The following is a 19,478-nucleotide window of genomic DNA, read 5'->3' as shown; positions in this document are numbered from 1 at the left end:
CGTCCCCCGGGCACGACGGAGCGCGCCCCTCCAGATGTCTGTGAATGCGTGCGTATGTCGACCAGCGGGGGCGCTGTGCGATGGCCTGCGCATGGGGGTATATCTTGGAGAGTTGGGCCGCCCTTTCAGGGCTCTGGGTTCTGACTCACATCTGAACCCATGGCGTTGCCATGGGCTGGGGTTGTTTCGCCCCTTCAGGGCTTGGACTTGTTTTCCCAATCAACACCCATGGCGCTGCCGTGGGATGGGGTTGATTTGCCCCTTTGGGAGGGAAAGTAGCGAGACTTGCGGCGGCATGGAGAACGGGTTGCCTGGCGGCATGGTGCACGAATCGGAATCTTCAGTCGCTTCCTCAGACGATTTCTTCCGCAATCAGGGGCGCGGCCGGGAGCGGGCGGGCGTCCAGGCCGATGGCGTTCTTGACATGCTCGATTGCGCTGGCCAAGCGGTCCTCACGATTGACATGAAGCGTGCAGAGCGGCTGGTGCCGTGCGACCTTTTCGCCGGTCTTCACCAGGTGGGAAATGCCGACGGCGGGATCGATGGCATCGTCCGCGCGCGCGCGCCCCGCACCGAGATCCAGGGCGGCGAGCGCGATTTCCATGGCATCGACCCTGACGACGTATCCATCCTGTGGTGACAGGATGGGGATATTGCGCCCCGTCCGAGGGAGCAGCGACGGTTTGTCGATGGCTTTCAGGTCGCCTCCCTGCGCTGCGACGATCTCGCGAAACTTTGCCAGGGCGGCCCCTGATTCCAGCGACTGGCTCAATGTTGCACGCGCCTCGGCGGCATCGCCGGCGACTCCTCCGAGCATGAGCATGTGGGACCCGAGGGCGAAGGTGACCTCCATCAGATCCGCAGGACCGCTGCCCTGAAGACAGGCTATGGATTCCTCGATTTCGAGCGCATTGCCGACATTGCGTCCGAGGGGTTCGTTCATTGCGGTGAGCAGGGCCCGTACTTGCTTGCCGGCGGCGCGTCCCACGCTGACGAGTGATTCCGCGAGGGCCCGGGCTTCGGTGATCGTCTTCATGAACGCGCCGCTTCCAAACTTCACGTCGAGCACAAGCGCGTCGATGCCCTCGGCCAGCTTCTTCGACAGAATGGATGCGCAGATCAGCGGCATGCATTCCACGGTGGCTGTGACATCGCGCAGCGCATAGAGCGTGCGATCCGCCGGCGCGAGGTCGCTGGTCTGTCCGATGAGCGCGCACCCGATGCGTTCGACCTGGGACTGGAAAGCCGCGAGTGACAGCGCGGTGGTGAAGCCGGGAATCGATTCGAGCTTGTCGAGGGTTCCGCCGGAGTGCCCGAGGCCGCGGCCGCTGATCATCGGCACGGGAACGCCGCAGGCGGCCACCATGGGGGCGAGCGGAATGGAAACCTTGTCGCCCACACCGCCGGTGGAATGCTTGTCGACCTTGATGCCGGGAACCCGGGACAAGTCAGCCACAACACCGGATCGCATCATGGCATTTGTCAGCGCCGCGGTTTCGCCTGGTGTCATGCCTTTGATGTAGATGGCCATCAGCAGCGCACTGAGCTGGTACTTTTCCCACGATGCATCCGTTGCCCCGCGGACGAACGCGTTGATCTCTGAGTCGGTCAGCGCGTGGCCATCCCGCTTGCGGGCGATGATGTGCTGGGGAAATGGCGAGACGGTGGACATGCGTGCAGTCCAGCATGCCAGCCGCCCTGCGGCAATGCTGCTGCGCAAGGCGGCGCGGCGGGCTCCGCTTCCCCGAGGGAGCGGACTACTTCTTGGAGCCGCCGAAGACCGATTTCGCCATCTCCAAGGGTGCGCGTGCGAGCGTGCGCATCGAACTTGAAGAGGCGGGTGCCGCGGTCGGCGCGGCTGCCAGGCGCGCCGTTGCGCGGGTCTCAGCCTCGGCGACTTTCAGCTCGCGTGCTGCGAGCTGTTCCTCCCGGGTCTTCAGCACCGTCTCCTTCTCCTGGGTGTAGAGACGGTCGTTCCGCACATGGGCGCGTTCGCTCTCGAGAAGCTCGCTGGCGCGCTGCAGTTTCTGCCAGGCCTCGCGAAGTGCGCCGTCGTCGAAGGGGGACTTCGTTTCAGGACGCGCCGTGGTGCTGAACCAAAGCACGCGATCGGCCTCGAGCTGCGTCTGCACCTTGCGCAGCCGGGTTTCGTATTCCTTCAGATTCTTCTCCTGCTCGCGCAGCAGGTCCATGTCGTCGTGCCATCGGCGGCGCTCCCGCGCAATCCTGGCGGCCTCCTGCTGGAGCTGCATGGCGGTGTCGCGCTGGCGGGCCTCGTCCTTGTGGACGCGATCCCGCATGGCCGCGACCTCTTCCGCCGAAGCCGCCCATTCCGGCAGCATGGGCATGGAAAGCTTCGCCTCAAGCTCCTGGCGTTCGGACTCGAGGAGCGTTCGCTCGCGATCTATCTCCTCGCGCTGGTCGCTCAGGGCGCGGGCCTTCGCCTCGATCGCCTCCTGGGCGGCGGTCACGCGTTCGCGCTGTGTGCGCAGCTCGGCGAGTTCCGCCTGCTGCATCGTGGCGTCGGAGTGCTGGATCAGCAGGGCCTTCACCTCCGATTCGAGAGCGTTGCGTTCGTGAATCGTGCGCTGGAGCCGCGCCTCGAGTTCATCGCGCTCCTTCATCAGTTGAATCAGTTCGTCGCGCAGCGCCTGCGCGGGTGCGGCGTCCACGGCGGCGGCCGCGCCGCCCGCATCCTGGCTCATGCGCGCAAGGGTCTGCTCGACCTCCGCGAGATCGGCGGGGGTGACGCCGGTTTCGTCCCCGGCGGGAAGCGTGCCCGGATGGAGGAGATCGCGAACCCGGCGCACCGTCTGGCGCAGGTCCTCGCCGAGAGGAATGACATCGGCGACGCCGAGTCGGATGCATTTCACGACCAGGGCGAGTTCGGGCGCTTCGGACAGCAGTGCGACCGGAGCCGTCGGCTGCACCTGCTTCAGGGAGTCGAAGATCTGCAGTCCGGTGAAGTCGGGAAGCTGTTCGGCGACCAGTGCGAGGTCGAACCACTCGTTTCGCGCCGCCTCCACGGCCGCATCCGGAGCCAGGAAGGCGCGCACGTCGAAGCCAGCATCGGCCAGCGACAGCACGAGGCGCCGCTTCAACCGGGGGTCATTGTGAACGACCAGGACTTTCTTGACGAGATTCATGGATGCGCGGTCGACGACTGCGTTGACGAGAGGCGTAAGCCGGCGGCTTTTTCATCGCCACATCATAACCCCTGTTGAGCGGGATTTACCCGGGGTTTACAGCATCCTGGGCGTTTCACCCCGGACAGATTTCAGGAGCGGAAGAGGACGCTCTCGCGGTTGAACATCCGTTCAGCGAGAAGGAGGCCGAGCGCGGCGTAGACGGAGGTCGAAACGAAGATGAGGCTGATGTATCCCCAGTTGAAGATTCCCGACACGAGCTCCTTGCAGAGCAGGGCGACGTTCAGGATGGGCACGCAGGCGAGCGTCGCGTTGAGATCGACGCCCGGCAGTGTCGCAAGCATGGCGGGCAGCAGGACCACGATCACCAGCGGCGAGACGTAGCTCTGGGCCTCCTTGTAGCTCTTGGCGAAGAGCGAGAGCGCGATGAGCCCGGAGGAAAAGAGCACGGCGACGGGCAGGACCATGGTGAGCGAGAGCAGGAATCCGGCGGGATCGATCGAAGGCAGTGCGGCGCGGGCGGCGCCATCCGCGGTCTTCGAAACCGCCGCCATGGTGTCCCTTGCAAGAAGGAAGACGCCGGTGGCCAGGGTGGCGGCCGTCGACAACGCCGAGAGCAGGACGGTCGCGAGCGACGCGGTCAGGACCATCAGGAATTTTCCAAGGGCGATTTCACGGCGGCCTGCCGGGCTGCAGAGGAGCGTTTCCATCGTGCCGCGCTCCTTTTCGCCGGCGGTGAGATCCATGGCCGGGTACATGGCTCCGGAGAACGACAGCAGAATGATCACGCAGGGGATCAGCCCGCCGATCAGGTTGCCGCCGACCTTTTCCGGAGGGGCGACATTTTCGCGGGTGATCTCGAAGGGCTTGAGCACCGATCGTGGAATGCCCCGGTCCTCGAGTCTCGTCCGAATGAGCTTTTCCCGGTATTCCCGGAGGAAACGGTCGATCTCGCCCGCGGCAAAGTTGGAGCGCAGTTCGCCCTCGTAGGTGAAAATCCGCACGCTGGCGGGGCGCCCTTCATCGATTGAACGGTCGAATCCCGCGGGAATCTCAATGGCGGCGCGGAGCGATTTGTCGGAAATGCGCCTTCGGAAGTCAGGAGCCGCGGGAAGGAGCTTCAGTCGCGGGTGCGACCTGAGAGCCGAGAGCACGCGGGGGGAGTCCGCGCCGCCCATGACCATGACTGCCTGCGTTTCCGCGCGCGCCTTGCGCATGATCCGTGTCGTGAACGCGCCGAAGGCGAAGAACATGACCGGTATGAGCAGCGTGGGCACCACGAACATCGAGACGAGCGTGCGGCGGTCGCGCAGTGCGTCAGTCAGCTCCTTCAGATAGACCGTGCCGACCTGGCGTGCGTTCATGGCACCGCCTCCGCGCCGATTGTCCGGAGAAAGACCTCCTCCATGTCGGACGCTCCGGTGTGCGCCTTGAGCTCCTCGTGCGAGCCTTCGGCCAGCAGGCGGCCGCCATGCACGACGCCGACCCTGTCGCACAATTTTTCAACCTCGCTCATGATATGGGTCGAATAGATGACCGTTTTTCCCCGATCGCGGCAGTCGCGTACAAACGCCACTATCGTGCGTGCGGCGAGCACATCGAGCCCGAGCGTGGGCTCGTCGAGGATGATGACCTCCGGATCGTGGACAAGAGTCCGTGCAATCGAGGTCTTCTGCTTCATGCCCGTGGAGAACCTGTCGACACGCCGGTCCAGAAATTCGTGCATCTGCAGCTCCGCTGCCAGGACCTCGGTGCGTGCGGCGATCTGTTCCGGGTGCATGCCGTTGAGTTTTCCGAAATAGGAGATGGTCTCCCGCGCCGTCAGGCGGCCGTAGAGCGCGGTGCTCGCCGCGAGAAAACCGAGCCTGGCCCGCACGGCATCAGGATGCTCGGTGACGGAGATTCCCGCGACACTTGCGCTTCCGCCTGTTGGCTGCAGGAGCGTGGCGAGCATGCGCAGGATCGTGGTCTTTCCCGCTCCATTTACCCCGAGGAGCCCGTAGATTCTGCCCGGATGGCAGGTGAATGACACCGAATCCACGGCTCGCACCTCACCCCGCTTCCGGTCGTGGAAAACCTTGGTCAGTTGTCGCGCTTCAATCATGCGGCACCCGACGCTGACCGGCCGGGTGGCAAAGGGAAAGGGCGAAAAACGGCGGGAAGGGGCCCCGCCGCTTTTCGAAGGGAATCAGATGGCGCTGTCGCCCGTTTCCTCGGTGCGGATGCGGATCGCCTGCTCGACGGGCAGAACGAAGACCTTGCCGTCCCCGATCTTGCCCGTCTTGGCCCTCGCCAGTACGGTCCGGACCACGCGGTCCGCCATGTCGTCCCCGACGACGATCTCAAGCCGCACCTTGGGCAGGAAATCGACGGTGTATTCGCTTCCCCGATACATTTCGGTGTGACCCTTCTGGCGGCCGAAGCCCTTGACCTCCGTGACGGTCATGCCTTCGACGCCGATCTCCATCAGGCCTTCCTTCACTTCCTCGAGCTTGAAGGGTTTGATGACAGCAATGATGAGTTTCATGGTTCAATGAGTGAATGGGTTGTTGATCAGGAGATGTAGCCTTCCTCACCGTGCTCGCTGATGTCGAGCCCGGCGGACTCGACCTCGGGCGCGGCTCGCAGTCCCAGCGTGACCCTGACAATCAGGGCGACGACGATGGTGGCGGCGACGCTCCAGGCGATTGTCACAGCCACGGCCTTGAACTGCTGGCCGAGAAGTCCGGCCCTGAGCGATGCCACGGCGGGATTCGCCTTTTCGCTGGCGAAGACGCCGGTGAGAAGTGCTCCGAGGGTTCCGCCGACGCCATGCACGCCAAAAGTATCGAGTGCGTCGTCGTAGCCCAGCCATTTCTTGAGGTAGGCAACAGCCAGGAAGGGAATGACGCCGGCGAGCACACCGATGATCACCGCGGAGTTGGCTGTCACGAAACCGGCTGCTGGTGTGATGACAACCAGGCCGGCGACAATGCCGGAGCAGAATCCGAGCACGCTCGGATGCTTGCGGGTCACCCATTCGGCCATGGCCCAGCTGAAGCCGGCGACAGCGGCGGCGAGAGTTGTTGTGGTGAAGGCGTTGGCGGCGATCGCATCGGCTCCAAGGGCCGAACCCGCGTTGAATCCGTACCAGCCGACCCAGAGAAGCCCGGTGCCGACGGTGCAGAGCACGAGTGAGTGCGGAGGCATCGCCACCTTGCCGTATCCCGTCCGTTTGCCGAGCATGACGCAGAGCACGAGGGCGCTCCAGCCCGAGGTCATGTGCACGACGGTGCCGCCGGCGAAGTCGATCGCCTTGATGCCTGCGCTTGCGTTGAGCAGGCCGGACATGAAGCCGGTGCCGGACCAGACCATGTGGGCGAACGGAAAATAGACGGCGAACATCCACAGCGCCACGAAGACGAGCACCGCGCTGAACTTCATGCGCTCCGCGATCGCGCCAACGATCAGCGCGGGCGTGATGATTGCGAAGCTCAACTGGAACATCGCCCACATGCTGTCGCTGATCCAGTGGTAACCCGCGCCCACCTTGCCGGGTTCGACGCCGTTGAGAAACATGTTGGCGGTGTCACCGATGAACGCGTTTCCTCCGGAGAAGGCCAGGCTGTAGCCCACGGCCCACCAGAGAATGGTCACCAGGCCGGCGATGCCGAGGCACTGCGCGAGGACGGACAGGACGTTCTTCCGCCGGACAAGTCCGCCGTAGAAGAGCGCCAGGCCTGGCAGTGTCATGAAGAGCACCAGCGCGGTGGACACCATCTGCCAGGCATTATGTCCGGGTCCCGGCCCCGCGACTTTCGACGCCACTCCGGGAGTGCGCGGGCCGTTGTCTGGCGTAGGCTTCGATGTCGGCGACGCGCTGCTCTAGCGTTGGCTCGGCGGGAGTGGCCGGAGCTTCGGCCCTTGCGGTGGCAAACGCCGTGGAAAAGAGAAGCAGGCTCCAGAGGAGTCGAATGGGAGGGAGTCGGGATATTGTCATGGCGGTTGGACGTGTGAAAGATGCGGACGGATTTCGTCCAAAAGCAGGTTCCGTGCCTCCCTCCGCCATCCTGGAGACAAAAATGGATCACTGCGCTGAATCGCCCAGGTGTGGGGACTATTCGCGCTGGAAAACTGACGGAAGAGTTGCACTCGAACTCATTTGCGCAAAGCGTGTTCGGCGGGCCGGGCCGACGGGTTGGGGGAGTTTGGACTTGATTGTGGGTGGTCGGGCCTGCCGCTTTTCAAGATTTCATTCATCAACACACCATTGCACATACACACCACAACGGATGAATTTCCTGGATCAGAATGAATTGTTCAGGGGTCGGAAGGAGCTGCTCTTGAAATGAAGCTTCCTTTATGGGCACTACGGCTGATGCATCGCAGCCGGCTTTCCCGGAGCCGGCTGAAGGGAGGGTGGATTCACTCCCGGCTGGGCGACCGCATTCTCGACAAGAAGCTCTGGCGGCCAACGCATGAGTCGCTGGCGCGCGCCTGGCTGGTCGGGTTTCCGATCACGGTCGTGCCGTTTCTCCCCGCGCAGTCGCTGTTTGCAGTGATTGCCGCGCTTTGCGTGCGTGGAAACCTGCTGCTTTGCATTGCGCTTCAGTTCCTTTCCACGCCATTGACGGCGCCTGTTCAGCTTTCCGCGTGCTATTTTGTTGGGGAGCTCGTGCGCGGGATGAACCCGGCCCAGGTCTGGCGCCACGTCGCCTCGCATCCCCGCGAAGTGTTTACGCGCGAGGGCGTGATTTCGCTCTATCTGGGTGCGTTCGTGATCGGGATCATAGGCGGATGCCTTGGTTATGCGATCATTCGCAAGGTCTGGCGTGAGAAGCCCCGGCCGCAGCGCATGTCCGTGCCGGTTGCCAAGGCACCCACGGCTGCCGCCAAGTCCTGGCCGCAGCCACCCTCAACGACAACGCGCTCATCCTGAGCCCCCTCCTGCGCGAGAACAGGATGAGGCGGACCTGGGTCGAGCCTTCCGCGGGTCAGGCGGATGTCCTCCCGAGCCTCGTGCCGCAGGGCAGGCTTCATCGGGATTGCCGACTTTCGAGAAATTTGCCGACGTTTCCCCATGGATTCCACCGAAGCAGCTTCAACAAACGAGCATGACGGCCCGCCGCTTTTTTCCTGGCTGAAGGAACGCGGAGCGGGCGTTCTGATGCACCCGACGTCGCTTCCCGGCGACCAGGGAGTCGGTACCTTCGATGGGGCCGTCGACCGCTTCCTGGATTTCCTTGCACAGGCCGGCCTGAAATACTGGCAGATCTGCCCCCTTGGTCCCACGGGTTATGGCGACTCGCCCTACCAGTGCTTTTCCGCCTTCGCGGGCAATCCCTATCTCATCGATCTCGACGCGCTGGTTGGGTTCGGTCTTCTGAAGGCGGAATCCCTCGCCCCCCTGCGCCAGCTCAGCCGCGAACGGGTCGATTTCGGTGCGCTTTACCACTTGAAGTGGCCGCTGCTGAGGGAGGCGTTTCAAGCCTATCTCGCAAATCCGGTGAGCCTGCCCTATGGGGATTTTGGTGCGTTCAAGGAAAGGCATGCCCACTGGCTCAACGACTATGGCTACTTTCGCGCACTCAAGGATCACTACCAGGGCAAACCCTGGTCGGAGTGGCCGAAGGACACGTGCGCGCATGCCTCCGCCCAGAAATCAGTGCTGAAGGCCTGGCTCGCACCCCAGATTGAGGCCCACATGTTCTGCCAGTATCTGTTCTTTGGACAATGGGAACGGGTGCGTGCGGCGGCGGTGGAGCGCGGCATTCAGGTCATCGGAGACGTGCCGATCTTTGTGGCTTTTGACAGCGCCGACGTCTGGGCGAACACTTCGCTTTTTGAGATCGATGCCACGACCAGCCTGCCTGTCGCCGTGGCCGGCGTGCCTCCCGACTACTTTTCGGACGATGGCCAGCTCTGGGGCAATCCGCTCTACCGCTGGGACGTCCATGCCAAGGAGAACTATGACTGGTGGATCAGGCGCATGCGGTCCTCCTTCGAACTCCACGACATTGTGCGCATCGATCATTTCCGCGGCTTTGACGAATACTGGCGCATTCCCTTTCCGGCGGAGACGGCGAGGGTGGGTGCCTGGGTTGCGGGTCCCGGCCTCGATTTGTTCCAGGCGATCAGAAACGCGTTTCCCGAGGCGCGCATCATCGCGGAGGACCTGGGTGACCTGACGCCCTCCGTCGAGGCATTGCGCGCCCGGACCGGACTCCCGGGGATGGCCGTGCTCCAGTTCGCCTTTGGATCGGAGAGCGACAATGCGTACCTGCCGCACAATCACGCCCGGAACTCCGTCGTGTATCCAGGAACCCATGACAACAACACGGGCATCGGATGGTATGCCTCGGCTTCGGAGCGGGAGCGGGACCATGTCCGGCGATATTTCAGTGTGAATGGAAACGAAATCGGCTGGGACCTGCTGCGTGCGGCGTATCGCTCCACATGCCGGCTGGCGATCATTCCGATTCAGGACATGCTCAGTCTCGATGCGTCCGGACGGTTCAACACACCCGGTGTGCCGCACGGGAACTGGCAGTGGCGTTATCGCTCCGCGCAGTTGGATGCGCTGTCCGGTGGAACGGCGGCCTATTTGAAGTCGCTTGGGGAACTCTATGGCCGATAGCCGGCCAATCTCCCGTCGGAAGAGCAGGCTCGCCCGGTGGCCAATTATGGCCTTTGGCCTGCTGCTGATGCTGTTTGCGACCGCCTGGCTTGCCGGGGGCTGGATGCTGAATCGCGCCACCCGTGTGCTGATTCCGCAGCTTGTGGGAGCGGGCTCGGAGAAACTTGGCACGCTTCGACGCATTGCCTTCAAGAAGGCGGACCTCGCATCTCCTGCGACGGCGCGCTGGCGCGGAATTTCGGCTGAGATTTTGCTGCCTGCGGTGGATGGTGGCCCGCGGAAAACGATGCAGATCGAAATTGCGTCGGCCACCGCGTCGCTGCGCGGAGTGTTTCCCCTCTGCGTCGACATCGCTGTCGAAGGGGTTCGTCTGGAATCGCGACTGGATATCGAAGCGCCCCGCGGCCTGCCGTTCAGCGGAAGCGAGTTTGACACGCCGGTGAATCGGATCGACGACGGCCGGTTGCTGCTGCCTGATGTCGTCCTTGGCGGATCGCCGCGTGCCCGAATTCGGCACGAACTCCATGAGCTGGTGGCATTTGCGCGGACAGGCTCGACCGCACGCCCATTGGCCATGTCGGCGCGCCTGCATTTCACCCTCGAGCATTTGCCGGCGTCCGTGCGCCTTGAGGCAATCCGGGATCAGGACCGCACTCGCCTGCGCATCGACCGGCGGGATCTCGATGCCCTTTCCAGCCGCTACTCGCAACCGCTGACGGTGGCCGAGCGTGAACTTCTCAGCGGGAGCCCGTTGCGCGCACCCTTGCTGCTTCGGATGAAGGAATACGCGGAGCGCACGGCTCGTCGCCTCTCGAGAGGGGATGGATCGTACAACGAGGATTCCTCGCGGCATGTCCTTTGGAGCTACTGGCTGACACGCCTGTTTGGCGCGCAGTTCGCGGAGCAGGCCACTGACGCGCATGAGGCGGGATCGGTCAATACGCCCGAGGAAAGCGAGCGGGACAGGCGCAACAACGCGCTGGGTCGCGAGTGGGCGCAAACAGGCAGAAGTGAATCTCAAGTCCTGGCCTCGATTCGCAGCGATCCGCGAGTCATACGGCGATGACATCACCTTTCGCATTCTTGTGGAAGGAGCCGCTTGGCGGAGGTCCGCGGATGCGACCGAGTCTTGTACGGATCGTGACGTTTCTCTGTTGCTGCGATGAAATGATTTCCCGACCGTCCTGATGCCGCAGTTCCGCCCAAGTTGTTCAATGACGATGGTTTCGTTCCAGCAAATCAGCGCCAGTCTGATCGCGACCCGTCGCGTTCAGAGCCGTCGTCACACAGCTCCAAAGGAGGCTGCGTGAGCGTCGGGGCGGTTCAGGCGACATTGGCCTGGCAGATCGGGCTGGTCGTTGTAGCCTACGCATTGGGGTGCCTGAATACAGGCTACTACCTGGTTCGCCTGAAGACGGGGCGAGACATTCGCACGATTGGCAGTGGAAACGCCGGAGCGCGCAATGTTGGCCGCGTACTCGGTCGGTCTGGTTTCGTGATCACACTGATCGGTGATCTGCTCAAGGGTGTAGTCGCGGTGCTTCTTGCCAAATTGATGCAGGGAACCGCGCTCACAATTGCACTGACTTCGTTCGCGGTGGTTGCAGGACATTTGTGGCCGATTCAGCTTGGGTTTCGCGGAGGAAAGGGTGCCGCATCCGGATGTGGAGCGATCCTGGCCTTGGATCCAATGAGTACAGGCATCCTGCTCATTGCGTGTGGCTTGCTTCGAGTTTTCTCCGGCCGCAGCAGTCTGAGTGCGGTGGTGGCCTTTGGCCTCGGACCAGGTGTTGCCTACGTGCTGGGACGGCCGGTTTTCGTCATTGCGGGCTACGCCGGGGTGGCGCTGCTGGTCATTTTTTCGCATGTTGCCAATTTGAAGGCTGAGGGTGCCCCCCCCCCCGAGAGCGCCCCTGATTCAATCATTCGCAACAACCCATCGCTACCGGCTGGCAAACGGTAAACCTTTCCTCTTTGTTTCGCTGTCATCACCGACCACCATGCGTGCGCCGCCTTCCGTACAGGTAAAACTTGCGACAGAGGAATGGGAGTTTGAAGCGATCCATCGCCTCAACTACCGCACCTTTGTTGAGGAAATCCCGCAGCATGCGCCCAATGGCGACGGCCGGCTCGTCGACCGGTTTCACGCGGAGAACAGCTACGTCATTGCCCGCGAAGGCAGCCGCGTCGTCGGCATGCTGGCGATTCGTGGCAAGCGCCCCTTCTCGCTGGACGCCAAGGTGCCGGCGCTGGACGGGCATCTGCCGGAAGGACGACGCCCTGTGGAGGTTCGGCTGCTGGCCGTCGAACCCGCTTTTCGCAGAACATCCGTTTTTGTCGCTCTCTTTGAATTCGCGACGCGCAAGTGCCTGGCTGATGGCTTTGACCTCGCGGTGATTTCCGGAACGACGCGCGAATTGAAGCTCTACCGGCATCTGGGATTCGCGCCTTTTGGTCCGCTGGTGGGGTCGGATGGCGCGCAGTACCAGCCGATGTACCTGACCCTCGATGCGCTCAACCGTACGACTTACAAGAGCCTTGTGCTGCGCGAGGCCTTCAAGGAGAATCGGAGCACGCCGAACGGCATCAATCTGCTTCCGGGACCCGTATTGACGACACAGGAAGTCGACCAGGCCTTCAGCGAGCCGGCGATCTCTCATCGCAGCCCGGTGTTCCTCGCGGAAATGCGGCATGTGCGCGCGCAGCTTTGTGAGTTGACGGGTGCGCGGGACGTACAGGTGATTCCGGGTTCGGGATCGCTTGCGAATGCGGTGGTGGCCGCCCAGCTATCGCTGCTTGGGCGACCCGGCGTGGTGATGAGCAACGGTGCCTTTGGTGATCGTCTGGCCTCTGATTCGCGGCGGGCCGGCCTCGATTTCACCGTGTTCAGGCAACCGTGGGGAGCGTCCTTTGGTCCGGAGCAGATCGAGGAGGCTTCTGCCTCGCTGGCTCCCGGCGGCTGGATCTGGGCGGTGCATCACGAAACCTCGACGGGAGTGCTGAATCCGATCGAGCCATTGAAGTCCGTCGCGCGCCGGAAGGGTCTTCACCTCTGCCTGGACTGCGTCAGCTCGATGGGGGCGGTGCCGGTCGATTTGCGCGACGTGTATCTGGCAACGGGCACGAGCGGGAAAGGGTTGGGAGGGTATCCGGGACTCGGGCTCGTCTTCCATGACTTTGCTCCCAAACCCGCGCCGGATCGCATTCCCGGTTATCTCGATCTGGGGCATTGGGCTGAAAACTCCAGCGTGCCTCACACGCATTCGTCCAACCTCACGCACGCCCTGTGCGTCGCCTTGCGCGCGGTCACGCCCGAACGCATGGAGCAGATCCGCGTGAACACAGCCTGGCTGCGCCGGCGGCTGCTTGATCAAGGGTGGCGATTGACGGGCGAAGAGAACAGTCCCGGGGCCGGTGTGATCACGCTCGCACTTGAAAACCCCGGGGCTGCGACAGCCTTGGGCGAAACACTCGAGCATCGCGGCTACTGGCTCAATTTCCGGTCCGGACACCTCTACGACAGGAACTGGATACAGGTCTCCCTGCTCGGCAATCCTCCGCGATCCCTGCTTGAGCGCTTCCTGGAAACGCTTGGTACGCTTCGCCCGGGAGGCGGGCCGGCATCGCGCGATTCAGCATCCGCCGGGCGCGTGCTGGCGACGTCGGAATTCTGAGAACTTTCGCAATGGAACAGGCGCAAGTGCCTGCGCTCAGTGGGCGACTGCTTTCACCGCCCTGGCCATGCGCGAGAGCGCCTCGTCCAGGGTTTTTCTTGGACAGCCAAAATTGAGTCGGACGTATTCGCCCGGTGCGGCGCCGAAGAAGCGACCATCGCTCAAACCGACTCCATGGGTTTCAAAATGATGGACGGGATCCTTGAGCGCGAGGGACTTTACGTTCAACCAAGCCAGGTAGGTTGCCTCGATGGGAGCCTCGATTTTCACGCCGGGCAGGTGCTCCGTGGCGAATTGAGTCAACGCGTCGCGATTGCCGCGCAAGGTCGACAGCAGCGCCTGTCTCCAGGGTTCCCCATGCCGGAAGGCGGCTTCGCAGGCGGCATAGCCGAAAATGTTGACCTCGGCGACAATGCCGGCGGTCGCGGCCACAAAACGCCGCCGCAGTCCGGCATCGGGAATGATCGCGAGCGCGCATCCCAGTCCCGGAATGTTGTAGGTCTTGCTGGGAGCCAGCAGCGTGATGGTGCGGGTCGCGATATTCTCCCCGAGCGTTCCAGTCGGAATGTGAGGCAGCGCGGGATCGAGGACCAGATCCGCGTGGATCTCGTCTGAACACAGCACCAGATTGTGGCGCAGGCAGAAATCCGCGATGCGTTCCAGTTCGCTGCGTGTGAAAACGCGAGCGATCGGGTTGTGGGGGTTGCAGAGAAAGAAAGATCTGGTCCGCGGAGTCACCGCGCGCTCCACGGCTTCCCAGTCGATCTCCCAGCGCCTGCCCTGAACGTCGAGATGCAGCGGCACCGTAACCGGCACGCGGCCGGAATTCCTTGGTGCGGTCATGAAAGGCGGATAGACGGGGGTGAGGCAGAGGATTTCCTCCCCCGGGTCCGCCACGGTCTGGGCGGTGACATTCAGGCCGACCACCAAGCCTGGCAGCCACACAAGCCAGGACGGATCGATCCGCCAGCGATAGCGCGCTGCCAGCATTTCCACGACTGCGTCGATTTGTGATCGCACAGGCCGGGCGTAACCGAAGACGCCATGATCCACGCGCGCCTTCAAGGCCGCCAGGATGGCGGGTGGCGAAATGAAATCCATGTCCGCCACCCAGAGCGGCAGAACGTCCCTGCCGGCATATTTCTGCCACTTCTGGGAATCGGTCCCGCGGCGCTCAGGGCAGGTTTCAAAATCGAAGGCGTGTGTCATGGATAAGGAACCACCAATAGCACCCGCGCCGCGTTTGAACACGGTTTTTTCATGCCATCGAGAAGGATGTCCTCGCGATTGGGCGACGGGAAATGGAGGACACTGCGGACGCGATTGAGCGCTTCAGCGGAGATGAACGGGCTCGCCGTGCGCCGGGGTCGTCGATGGCTGCGCACGGTCGATCGCCCATGAGACGATTGCTGAAAGCGATGCCGGCAAAGTTCGGCTCAGTGCAGCAGGCGTGAACTGCGGGTCAGGATCAGAGACCGGCAAGTCGTTCCTCGGCGACCTGCGCGAGCGTCTTGCGCTGCTTCTTGGCAACCGCACGCAGGCGGCTGGCCACGGCAGGCTTCAGGCGCAGCGTGAGCGGCACGCGTCCTGACGGCTTCCGGCCCGCGCCCGGCCGCGACCCACCGTGCAGGGGACGCCAGTCCAGCGCATCCAAGTCCGGCAAAGCTTCGCCGTTGATGTCCTTGATGTTTGTCTGATAGCCCCGTTCGTCGAAGACCGGGGATTCATGCTTCTCATGTTTTCTTTTTGGCATAAATCTTCTCCGCTTTGCTCCAATACCCCGCTCCGATGATCCGAACAATCCCGTCGGGCCGGTGCGTGTAGCGCACGAGCAGGATCCTGCCGTCCACCCGCCCGATCAGCCACCAGCGCAACTCCGAGGAGCTGTGGACTGAATCAAAGGCGATGCGCGCTTCCGGGTCGCCAAAGGCCTCCGAAGCCTTTGTGAAGTCGACACCGTGTTTGGCAATGTTGCGCTGCTCCTTGATTGGATCCCAATTGAAGCGCATGCAGACACGGAAAGCCGCAGAGCGCTTGATTGTCAATGTTGCCTTTCAAGGCAATCCCGGGATGAGAGGAATTGTCGCGGACTGCCCGTAGGGCTTTTCACGGTCTTGTCCGAGCCAGTGGTCTGACGCCCGAACGATTCATCGGACCCTCGGGATCCAAAGCGAAGAAGTAGTGCTTCCTGCTCACATGGTGACCGGGCGGCGGTCAAACGTCACGGCGCGCTTTCTTGGAACAAGAAAGGGGAGACTCGGAAGCCTTCTCTCGAATTTAAGTTTCAAGAACGACAGGGCTAGATGCGTGGTGTTGCCACGGTGACTTCGTAAACTTCCACCAATACCTCACCGCCCTGTCTGCTGTCGTCACTTACATGGATGGTGTAAGTACCCGGAGCAATTGAACCGGTCCCGAATGCCACCCAAGCCTGCTCGTTACCCTCAAGAGGGAATGTGCCGGCAGTAGGTTGGCGTGGACAACGCCAAACTCACTTCCCTGGCGTAGTGCACGGCCCGCTTTTGATGGGGAAGCCATTGTCCTCTCGCGGTCGACACGCCGCGGAGAAATCAGAGGGCGGGAATGCAGTGGCTGCAGTCCACGTTTTCGTCGAGAGTCAACTGGTTCAGCAAGGAGAACAGTCGCGACTTCCAAGGCCAAGGCGACAGGAAGCGAACCTGCTCGAGCCGGCAGAGGCGTTATCCGCCCCGACATTTGAGAGCAAATGGGCGGGCATGGCCAGCGACCAGATGCTGGGATCAACTGCAATGCAATTTTCAACACGGTTGTAAAGTAAGGACTGACCCCCAAGTCCCCAACTCTTTGACTCCCAGAGTCGCCAATCACCAACCGTCATTGATCATTTGGCATTGAACAATGCGAAAAGTGAGGTTTGAGCCCGCGGACTCCGACGTGGCACGGGCGTCCCGCCCGCGATGTTTTGCACACCAGCAAAACGCTCAAGCCGCGAAATCACACCGCTCATGCGTCCAGCTGGCTCCGCACACCAGTGTCGATGTCGTCGGTGCGCAGAAGCCGGGCGTCCTCTCGGCGCAGGCCGCAGCCGTAGATCAGGGCGAGCAGCATTCGGTCGCGGCGGGGGCTGGCCGCCCGCAGGAGCGCCGCGATCTCGCTCTTGGCGTAAACCTAGGCGCGCACGGTCTCGCGCCTGCACGTGGGCACACCCCGAACGCAGGCCTCGCGCCCGTGGCCCAGGACCCACTCCTGTAACGCACGGACCGCATGCACGGCCACGTTGAGACTGCTCGCCGAGTCGGCATGTTCCTGTTGCGTGCCCCGGGCCAGTAAGACCGGTTCAGATCTATGGATCCCAACCTGCTTCTTCGATTTCCTTGGGGGTCAGATGTCGTCGCATTCCGTGAATGATGCGCAGAATCTGGACTTCGCGCTCTTTCACACAAAACAGCACTCGGTACAATCCCCGCTTTTTCCCCACAAGCAGTTGCCGAACCTGCACACCCGTTTCCCTCGCTTCCGGTGCGGGCGGGCATCTCTCTGGGAATGTGGCAAGCGCGGCGACGCGGGATTCTGTGGTCTCAAGCCACCGTGCGGCGGCCGGTGGATTGTCCTGGGCTATCCACAGCGAGATCGTCACGAGCTCTCTGGCTGCCACGTGACGCTGTGGTGTGTCATGCGTTCTTCGCCCGCGATCTGAGGGCTGCCCTGGCTGCGGAAAAGGCGTCGGCAGTGGAAACCAACTTTTCCTCGTCAGCCTCTCGAATCGCGATTTGCAGCTTCTCAATGTTGTCCAGGTATTCGATGCGATCCCTCATTTCCTCAAAGACGGCGGCGTCAATCACCACGGCTTCAGCCTTTCCGTTGACCGTCAGTATGCTTGGGCGACGATTTCGTTTCATGCGCTGAAGGTGCATCCGGGTGTTGCGCTGAAAGTCCGAGAGGGGAAAAATATCCTGAAGCGAATAGGCCTTGCTCATTGCAGTAAATTTACGGTGTTAAACATGCTATGCAGCCTGGCCCGGCAGTCAATCGATTCTTTTGCGCGCGCCTCGCCACGGTCTGAGAGGGCTGGGTTCTGCAAAACACCTTGACTCATTCGATTGTAAGGTAACCCAATGGTTACCGATGCTGGGGTTGTTGGCCGGCTGGCCGGCTGCATCCTGGCCGCCGATCTCAACTCCCCTGTGTCATGCCCGACGCCGTCACCCGCCGCAGATTCCTCAACCGCGCCGCCGCGGCCGGCGCTGGTCTTTGTCTTGCCCAACCGATCTCTGCGGCCGGGCCGGGGACGATGTCAAAGGGATCCGCCGGCGTGGCGCCGCAGGCGGCTGGGAAACCTTATGGCGAATGGCCGGTTTTTGATTCGCGTGATGAGGAGGCTTTGCTCGACGTGCTGCGTTCCGGCAAATGGGGGCGAACCGCCGGCGGCACCCGGGTGAAGGAATTCGAGGCTGCGTTTGCCTCGCTCATGCAGGCGAAGCACTGCATCGCGACCTCGTCGGGCACAACCGCGCTGCTCAGCGCGCTGGGGGCGCTGAATGTCGGGCCTGGCGACGAGGTGATCCTCCCTCCGTACACGTTCGTGGCGACGTTCAACGCCGTCACCCAGAGCTACGCGCTGCCGGTCTTCGTCGATACCGACGCCGCGACGTTCCAGATCGATCCGTCGAAGATTCCCGCGGCCATCACACCGGCGACCCGCGTGCTGCTGCCGGTGCACATCGGCGGATCACCCTGCGACATCGATGCGGTTGTTGAACTGGGCCGCGCGCGCGGAATCGCGGTGCTGGAGGATGCTTGCCAGGCGCCGCTTGCGACCGTACGCGGCCGGCCCGTCGGCACCCGCGGCATCGGCGGGTGCTTCAGCTTCCAGGCGTTCAAGAACCTCACCTCGGGCGAGGGCGGTGCGGTGCTGACCAATGACCACAGCTTTGCCGATCTTGTCTTCAACCACCACACGCCGGGAAATCCGCGGCGCGCCGCGCTGTCGGGGCGGGCCTCGAACTTCCGGATGACGGAGTTCCAGGCAGGCCTGCTGCTTTCCCAGATGGCGCGCCTTGAGGCGCAGGCTTCGATCCGCGATTCCAACGCGGCCTTTCTCACGTCGATGCTGGAAAAAATTCCGGGCATCACTCCGGCCCGTTTCGCCGGCGGCGCCACGCGCAGCGGCTGGCACCTGTACATGTTCCGCTATGACAGGCAGCGGTTCGCCGGTCTCTCCCGCGCCAGATTCATCGCCGCTGCGGCTGGCGACGGCGTGGCCCTCAGCAGCGGCTACACGAGCCTCAACACCTCGGCGCACGTCAAGGCCGTCGCGGCCAACCCGCATTATCAGCGCATCTACGGCAGGGAAGCGATGACGCGGTGGCTGGAGAAGAACCAGTGCCCGGTCAACGACCGGCTGGTCGGGGAGGCGGTCTGGATCGGCCAGTCAAAGCTCCTCGGCTCGCGCGGCGACATGGAGCGCATCGCGGAAAGAATCGCCGCCGCGCAGAAGCGCGCCAGCCAGCTCGCACGCGCTTGATCCGGCTGGTCGAAGATCATTTTGCAAAGAGTGTTTTCAATCGCTGCAATTTGGCGCGTGTTGGATGATCGCCAGAGTGTCTGCAAGCTGCCAGGCTATGACGTCTTCAGCCTGTTTTCCTGGATGAGAGTGAGAGGGGATGATGTGAATCTCTCCTGGTTTTTCATTGAAGAATGCGAAAAGTGAGGTTTGACCCTTTTGGCTGAGCCACTCCCGCGAACGTCATGCGCGATTGTTGTCACCGAGCCGTCCGCATTTGTCGACACCAGGTTTCCGAGGGCGTCATGCGTGTGCGTGACACTCGATTGGTCCGAGCCTCCCGACTACTTGTTCCGAACCGAGGACACAACCCAGCCCTGCGAATTGCGCACCGTCTCGGTGACACGCCCCTTCGGATCGGTCGCACTCGCGGCAAAATTGGAATAGCTGTAGGTCGTCGTCTGCGCGCCATTCGCCTCATCGGGCGTGACGACCTGCCAGGGCCGGCCGATGGCGCGCGGTGTGCCGCCTGGTTTTCGTTTGAGTCGTGAACGCAAGCG

General features: G+C 62.7%; 17 protein-coding genes and 1 pseudogene. 6 read left to right on the top strand and 12 right to left on the bottom strand.

The window, feature by feature from the left end:
- Positions 1 to 352: 352 nt before the first annotated feature.
- The 6 genes and pseudogenes from HS122_06480 to HS122_06455 all read right to left on the bottom strand — a co-directional run bounded on the left by HS122_06480 (position 353) and on the right by HS122_06455 (position 7,125).
- Positions 353 to 1,672, bottom strand: a complete 1,320-nt coding sequence (locus HS122_06480) for a thymidine phosphorylase (GenBank protein MBE7538040.1) — start codon at positions 1,670 to 1,672, stop codon at positions 353 to 355.
- Positions 1,673 to 1,757: 85 nt separating this feature from the next.
- A complete protein-coding gene (locus HS122_06475) occupies positions 1,758 to 3,146 on the bottom strand; it encodes a response regulator (GenBank protein ID MBE7538039.1) in 1,389 nt (462 codons plus the stop codon).
- 131 nt (positions 3,147 to 3,277) lie between these two features.
- Complete coding sequence (locus HS122_06470; GenBank protein ID MBE7538038.1) at positions 3,278 to 4,510, bottom strand: ABC transporter permease; 1,233 nt, start codon at positions 4,508 to 4,510, stop codon at positions 3,278 to 3,280.
- Entirely contained in the window at positions 4,507 to 5,250 is a 744-nt protein-coding gene (locus HS122_06465; GenBank protein ID MBE7538037.1) for an ATP-binding cassette domain-containing protein, read from the bottom strand. Before HS122_06465 ends, HS122_06470 begins: the two co-directional genes overlap by 4 nt.
- An 84-nt stretch (positions 5,251 to 5,334) precedes the next feature.
- The gene (locus HS122_06460; GenBank protein MBE7538036.1) at positions 5,335 to 5,673 is read right to left on the bottom strand and encodes a P-II family nitrogen regulator; all 339 of its coding nucleotides are present in this window, start codon (positions 5,671 to 5,673) and stop codon (positions 5,335 to 5,337) included.
- A 26-nt stretch (positions 5,674 to 5,699) separates the two neighbouring features.
- Positions 5,700 to 7,125 (bottom strand): annotated as a pseudogene (locus HS122_06455) (ammonium transporter).
- 348 nt (positions 7,126 to 7,473) lie between these two features.
- Here HS122_06455 and HS122_06450 point away from each other — a divergent pair.
- The 5 genes from HS122_06450 (at position 7,474) to HS122_06430 (ending at position 13,436) form a co-directional block, all read left to right on the top strand.
- Positions 7,474 to 8,064 carry a DUF2062 domain-containing protein gene (locus HS122_06450; protein MBE7538035.1) on the top strand — a complete coding sequence of 197 codons (591 nt, stop codon included), beginning with the start codon at positions 7,474 to 7,476 and terminating at the stop codon, positions 8,062 to 8,064.
- A gap of 141 nt (positions 8,065 to 8,205) precedes the next feature.
- A complete protein-coding gene (gene malQ / locus HS122_06445; GenBank protein ID MBE7538034.1) occupies positions 8,206 to 9,762 on the top strand; it encodes a 4-alpha-glucanotransferase in 1,557 nt (518 codons plus the stop codon).
- 46 nt (positions 9,763 to 9,808) lie between these two features.
- Positions 9,809 to 10,828, top strand: a complete 1,020-nt coding sequence (locus HS122_06440) for a hypothetical protein (protein MBE7538033.1) — start codon at positions 9,809 to 9,811, stop codon at positions 10,826 to 10,828.
- A 240-nt stretch (positions 10,829 to 11,068) separates the two neighbouring features.
- Positions 11,069 to 11,725 (top strand): glycerol-3-phosphate acyltransferase, encoded by a 657-nt coding sequence (locus HS122_06435; GenBank protein MBE7538032.1) that lies wholly within the window; start codon positions 11,069 to 11,071, stop codon positions 11,723 to 11,725.
- 37 nt (positions 11,726 to 11,762) lie between these two features.
- Positions 11,763 to 13,436 (top strand): aminotransferase class V-fold PLP-dependent enzyme, encoded by a 1,674-nt coding sequence (locus tag HS122_06430; protein ID MBE7538031.1) that lies wholly within the window; start codon positions 11,763 to 11,765, stop codon positions 13,434 to 13,436.
- A 36-nt stretch (positions 13,437 to 13,472) separates the two neighbouring features.
- On the opposite strand, the gene HS122_06425 is transcribed toward HS122_06430, so the two are convergent.
- From HS122_06425 to HS122_06405, 5 genes are all read right to left on the bottom strand, one after another.
- Positions 13,473 to 14,645, bottom strand: coding sequence for a putative C-S lyase (locus tag HS122_06425; GenBank protein ID MBE7538030.1), 1,173 nt, complete (start codon positions 14,643 to 14,645; stop codon positions 13,473 to 13,475).
- Positions 14,646 to 14,904: 259 nt separating this feature from the next.
- Positions 14,905 to 15,189 carry a hypothetical protein gene (locus tag HS122_06420; GenBank protein ID MBE7538029.1) on the bottom strand — a complete coding sequence of 95 codons (285 nt, stop codon included), beginning with the start codon at positions 15,187 to 15,189 and terminating at the stop codon, positions 14,905 to 14,907.
- Positions 15,170 to 15,445 carry a BrnT family toxin gene (locus HS122_06415; protein ID MBE7538028.1) on the bottom strand — a complete coding sequence of 92 codons (276 nt, stop codon included), beginning with the start codon at positions 15,443 to 15,445 and terminating at the stop codon, positions 15,170 to 15,172. The genes HS122_06420 and HS122_06415 overlap by 20 nt, the downstream gene beginning before the upstream one ends.
- A 1,313-nt stretch (positions 15,446 to 16,758) precedes the next feature.
- Positions 16,759 to 17,070, bottom strand: coding sequence for a type II toxin-antitoxin system RelE/ParE family toxin (locus HS122_06410; protein MBE7538027.1), 312 nt, complete (start codon positions 17,068 to 17,070; stop codon positions 16,759 to 16,761).
- 16 nt (positions 17,071 to 17,086) lie between these two features.
- The gene (locus HS122_06405) at positions 17,087 to 17,392 is read right to left on the bottom strand and encodes a type II toxin-antitoxin system Phd/YefM family antitoxin (GenBank protein MBE7538026.1); all 306 of its coding nucleotides are present in this window, start codon (positions 17,390 to 17,392) and stop codon (positions 17,087 to 17,089) included.
- A 212-nt stretch (positions 17,393 to 17,604) separates the two neighbouring features.
- Here HS122_06405 and HS122_06400 point away from each other — a divergent pair, with 212 nt between their 5' ends.
- A complete protein-coding gene (locus HS122_06400) occupies positions 17,605 to 18,939 on the top strand; it encodes a DegT/DnrJ/EryC1/StrS family aminotransferase (protein MBE7538025.1) in 1,335 nt (444 codons plus the stop codon).
- A gap of 323 nt (positions 18,940 to 19,262) precedes the next feature.
- On the opposite strand, the gene HS122_06395 is transcribed toward HS122_06400, so the two are convergent.
- The gene (locus HS122_06395; GenBank protein MBE7538024.1) at positions 19,263 to 19,475 is read right to left on the bottom strand and encodes a hypothetical protein; all 213 of its coding nucleotides are present in this window, start codon (positions 19,473 to 19,475) and stop codon (positions 19,263 to 19,265) included.
- Between the last annotated feature and the right edge of the window lie 3 nt (positions 19,476 to 19,478).

The sequence above is a fragment of the Opitutaceae bacterium genome, assembly GCA_015075305.1.
Classification (GTDB): domain Bacteria; phylum Verrucomicrobiota; class Verrucomicrobiia; order Opitutales; family Opitutaceae; genus UBA6669.
The sequence above is the reverse complement of the archived record's forward strand: the minus strand, read 5'-3'. Positions and strand labels throughout refer to the sequence as shown.

Bases quoted from the DNA above. Each gene is read 5' to 3' on its own strand.
- HS122_06480 (MBE7538040.1), bottom strand. From the start codon at position 1,672: ATGTCCACCGTCTCGCCATTTCCCCAGCACATCATCGCCCGCAAGCGG.
- HS122_06475 (MBE7538039.1), bottom strand. From the start codon at position 3,146: ATGAATCTCGTCAAGAAAGTCCTGGTCGTTCACAATGACCCCCGGTTG.
- HS122_06470 (MBE7538038.1), bottom strand. From the start codon at position 4,510: ATGAACGCACGCCAGGTCGGCACGGTCTATCTGAAGGAGCTGACTGAC.
- HS122_06465 (MBE7538037.1), bottom strand. From the start codon at position 5,250: ATGATTGAAGCGCGACAACTGACCAAGGTTTTCCACGACCGGAAGCGG.
- HS122_06460 (MBE7538036.1), bottom strand. From the start codon at position 5,673: ATGAAACTCATCATTGCTGTCATCAAACCCTTCAAGCTCGAGGAAGTG.
- HS122_06450 (MBE7538035.1), top strand. From the start codon at position 7,474: ATGAAGCTTCCTTTATGGGCACTACGGCTGATGCATCGCAGCCGGCTT.
- malQ (MBE7538034.1), top strand. From the start codon at position 8,206: ATGGATTCCACCGAAGCAGCTTCAACAAACGAGCATGACGGCCCGCCG.
- HS122_06440 (MBE7538033.1), top strand. From the start codon at position 9,809: ATGGCCTTTGGCCTGCTGCTGATGCTGTTTGCGACCGCCTGGCTTGCC.
- HS122_06430 (MBE7538031.1), top strand. From the start codon at position 11,763: ATGCGTGCGCCGCCTTCCGTACAGGTAAAACTTGCGACAGAGGAATGG.
- HS122_06425 (MBE7538030.1), bottom strand. From the start codon at position 14,645: ATGACACACGCCTTCGATTTTGAAACCTGCCCTGAGCGCCGCGGGACC.
- HS122_06420 (MBE7538029.1), bottom strand. From the start codon at position 15,189: ATGCCAAAAAGAAAACATGAGAAGCATGAATCCCCGGTCTTCGACGAA.
- HS122_06415 (MBE7538028.1), bottom strand. From the start codon at position 15,445: ATGCGCTTCAATTGGGATCCAATCAAGGAGCAGCGCAACATTGCCAAA.
- HS122_06405 (MBE7538026.1), bottom strand. From the start codon at position 17,392: ATGAGCAAGGCCTATTCGCTTCAGGATATTTTTCCCCTCTCGGACTTT.
- HS122_06400 (MBE7538025.1), top strand. From the start codon at position 17,605: ATGCCCGACGCCGTCACCCGCCGCAGATTCCTCAACCGCGCCGCCGCG.